The 3,853-nt window shown below is 70.0% G+C and carries 4 protein-coding genes; all 4 read left to right on the plus strand.

The window, feature by feature from the left end; translation table 11 throughout:
- On the plus strand, positions 1-530 hold a 530-nt coding region (locus ON31_RS04465), incomplete at its 5' end, for a fasciclin domain-containing protein (RefSeq protein ID WP_039809511.1).
- Positions 531-655: 125 nt separating this feature from the next.
- Entirely contained in the window at positions 656-1,318 is a 663-nt protein-coding gene (locus ON31_RS04470; protein ID WP_051036851.1) for a sigma-70 family RNA polymerase sigma factor, read from the plus strand.
- Positions 1,315-2,064 (plus strand): anti-sigma factor, encoded by a 750-nt coding sequence (locus ON31_RS04475; RefSeq protein WP_029931797.1) that lies wholly within the window; start codon positions 1,315-1,317, stop codon positions 2,062-2,064. The genes ON31_RS04470 and ON31_RS04475 overlap by 4 nt, the downstream gene beginning before the upstream one ends.
- A gap of 25 nt (positions 2,065-2,089) precedes the next feature.
- Positions 2,090-3,655, plus strand: a complete 1,566-nt coding sequence (locus tag ON31_RS04480; protein WP_081592219.1) for a molybdopterin-dependent oxidoreductase — start codon at positions 2,090-2,092, stop codon at positions 3,653-3,655.
- The last annotated feature ends 198 nt before the right edge of the window (positions 3,656-3,853 follow it).

The raw sequence follows: 3,853 nt of genomic DNA on the forward strand, positions 1-3,853 counted from the left end.
CCACGACGGCGGCCGCGACGACCACCGCCGACGCGGCCTCGGACCTGGTCGGGCCCGGCTGTATGGAGTACGCCGAACAGGTGCCCACCGGCGCGGGTTCGGTGAGCGGTATGGCGCAGGACCCGGTCGCCGTGGCGGCCTCCAACAACCCCATCCTCACCACCTTGGTGTCGGCGGTGTCGGGCAAGCTCAACCCGGAGGTGAACCTGGTCGACACCCTGAACGGCGGGCAGTTCACCGTTTTCGCGCCCGTCGATTCGGCCTTCGCCAAGATCCCGAGCGAGACCGTGGACGGCCTGAAGACCGATTCGGCGACGCTGACCAAGATCCTCACCTACCACGTGGTCCCCGGACAGATCGCGCCCGACGAGATCGCCGGAACGCATCAGACCGTCGAGGGCGGATCGGTCACGGTCACCCGGAACGGGGACGACATCAAGGTCGGCGACGCCTCGGTCGTATGCGGTGGGGTCAAGACCGCCAATGCGACGGTCTACATGATCGACTCCGTGCTGATGCCGCCCGCCTGAGCGCACGGTCCAACACGCCCATGGTCGCTCACGTCCACCACGTCGCCAGGAAACGAGAGTCTGATGCCGACGCCGCGAATCCCGTTCAACTCGGCCGAGTTCGGAGGAATACCGCAGGTGCCCGCATGACCGAAGACGAGCATTCCACCGTTGTTCCGCTGTTCCGTGATCTGGAGCAGACCGCGGTGGCGCAGCCGTCCTGTCCCGCCGATCGCCCAGGGCGGGACCGGGAACTCGCCGAACGCCTCGTCGGCCTGCTGGCGGCGGTGGGCGGGGGCGATCGGGCGGCGTTCACCGAGCTGTACCGCCTGACCAGCCACCGCGTCTACGGCCTGGCCTTGCGCATGCTGCGCAACCGATCCACCGCGGAGGAGATCACCCAGGAGGTGTATCTCCAGGCGTGGTCACTGGCGGGTCGCTACGACGAGCGGATGGCCAGTCCCATGGGCTGGCTGATGATGCTGACCCATCGCCGGGCCGTCGACCGCATCCGCATGGAGCGGTCGGCGACCGGGCGGGAAAGCGCCTACGGCCACCTGCATCTGGGCCGTGACCACGACGTCGTACTGGAAGCCGTGGAGCAGAGTCTCGACGAGGGGGCCGTGCGCAGTTGCCTGGAGACGCTGACTCCGTTGCAGCGGGAAACCCTCGCGCTGGCCTACTACAGCGGGCGCACCTATTCGGAGGTCGCCGACCACCTGGACACGCCCGTGCCCACCGTGAAAACCCGTATCCGCGACGGGCTCGAGCGCCTGGCGGCCTGCCTGACAGGAGGTGACCTCCGATGAGCACCACCGAGCGGCCCGATCTGGATCTGCTCGAACTCGCCTACCCGTACGCGATCGACGCCGTGTCCGATGCGGAGCGCGCGGCCATCGAGGCGCGCCGAGAGCGGGCCGACCGATTCACCGCCGCCGAGTTCGACGCCACCGTCATCGCTATCCGTGACACCGTGGCCGATCTCACCGTGGTCGATTCGGTTTCTCCCCCCGCGGAACTGGAAGGTCGGCTGCTGCGCGCCCTCGACCGGGTCATCCGCGCCGCCCGCGGGCGCGGTGTGGGGTACCGGATACCCGGCGGCCTGGGTCCGTTCTCCCGGCTGGACTGGTTCGCGGCAGCCGTGGTCCTGGTGATCGCCCTCGGCGCGGGCATCGGCTTCGTCGTCCAACGCCCCTGGGAACCAACGGGTTCCGGGGAGGTGACGGCGGCGACGATCGAACGGCAGCCGGACGCGGTGACCCGCACCGCCGTGATCACGGGCGGCGGCGAGGTGGTGGTGCGCTCGTCGGCACTGCTGGGTGCCGCGGCGGTCGACCTCCGGGATGTACCGGTTCCGCCCGTCGGCCGCTGCTATCAGATCTGGCTGGTCGAGTTGGGCGGCGAACCGCGGTCGGCCGCCGTCGTGGACGCGCTGTCGACCATGCCGGTGGTCGCCGGCTTCGGTCCCGCCGACACTTTGGCCATCACCATCGAACCCTCCGGCGGCTCCCCGCAGCCGACCACGACACCGGTGGCCAGCCTCAACCTCACCTGAGCCGACTCGATCCGAAGGAGTCGTGATGTCGAATCCGAACAGTGCCACCGTCGGCTCCCGACCGAACTCATCGGCCGCAGGGATCGGTCGCGGTCGGGCCGCGCTGGCCGGGATGCTCGGTGCCGCCACGGTGCTCGGGGTGGGGCATCTGGTCGCGGTATTCGTCGATCCGGCGTCCTCACCGTTCTTCGCACTCGGCGCGACCATGGTCGACAATACGCCGACCGCCTTGAAAGAAGCGGCGATTCGACGCTTCGGCAGCAATGACAAGCTGGCACTGTTCGTCTCCATGGCCGTGGTGATGGCCATCGGCGCGGCCATCGCGGGCCTGCTCGAACGCCGTCGGCCCATCGGCAGTGCGCTCCTACTCCTCCTGGGTGGTCTCACCGCACTGGCGGCACTGCAACGGCCCACTGCCACACCGTGGTTCGCACTGCCCACCGTGGTGGGGATCGTCGTCGGCATCCTGGCCCTGCGCGCCCTGGTGTGGACCGCGACGCCCCGCCCGGGGGAGCCGGAGGGATTGTCGCGGCGGCGATTCCTGACCGGCGCGGTCGCCGTGGGCGCGGTCGCGGCCGGTGCGGCGGCGACCGGTCGCTGGCTGGGTGCGCGCCTGCGCGACGTGGTGGCCGATCGGGCGCGATTCGTGCTCCCCGTTGCCCGCCGGACAGCGCCGCCCATCCCACCGGAGGCCGAAGTGCCCGTTCCGGGAATCACCCCGCTGCTCACCCCCAACGACCGCTTCTACCGGGTCGACACCGCACTGCAACTGCCCGCGCTGGCCAGTACCGACTGGCGACTGCGGATACACGGAATGACCGACCGCACGGTGGAATTCGATGTCGACGAGCTGCGGCGACGCCCCGCCGTGGAGCGCGTCATCACGCTCACCTGTGTGTCCAACGAGGTCGGCGGCGACCTGGTCGGCACCGCCCGCTGGCTCGGCTATCCCTTGGCCGACCTGCTCGCCGAGGCCGGGATGCGATCCGACGCCGATATGCTGCTTTCCCGCAGTATCGACGGGTTCACGGCCGGAACTCCGCTGTCGACGGTGCTGGACGGCCGCGACGCACTGCTCGCGATCGGCATGAACGGCGAGGCCCTGCCGATCGATCACGGCTATCCGGCGCGGCTGATCGTGCCCGGACTGTACGGCTATGTCTCCGCCACCAAATGGGTGGTGGATCTCGAGGTGACTCGTTTCGACCGCGCCCGGGCCTACTGGACCGAGCGCGGCTGGGCCGACCGCGCCCCGATCGAGATCGCCTCCCGGATCGACGTTCCCGCGTCGTTCGCCACCGTGCCAGCGAGGCCGCTGACGGTCGCCGGTGTCGCCTGGGCGCAGCGCCGCGGCATCGCGAGCGTGGAGGTGCAGGTCGACAACCAGCCCTGGCAGCCCGCGACCCTCGCCGCGGAGTATTCCGTCGACACCTGGCGGCAGTGGACCTGGCAGTGGACGGCCACGCCGGGTACGCACACCCTGCGTGTCCGCGCCACCGACGGCACGGGGGAGCGGCAGACCGAGCAGCGCACCCCGCCCTTCCCCGACGGCTCCACCGGGTGGCACAACCGTGTGATCACCGTGCGCTGAGCACGCCCGCCCGGCAGCGGTCGCCGGGGAATACGGCGGCAACGCTCCGCGACATCGCGCTGACGTGATCCGGGTCACCTGCAAGCTATGATCTTGCACGGTCTTTTCAGCTGCTGTTCCGTCTAGCCGCTGTTCACCCGGGTCGTCGGCGCGTCCGGCCCGGTGCACAGCCGAGGATCCGGAAGGAGCCGGGCGTAC

Origin of the sequence: Nocardia otitidiscaviarum NBRC 14405, from assembly GCF_000308635.1 — a bacterium.
In the GTDB taxonomy this organism is placed as follows: domain Bacteria; phylum Actinomycetota; class Actinomycetes; order Mycobacteriales; family Mycobacteriaceae; genus Nocardia; species Nocardia otitidiscaviarum.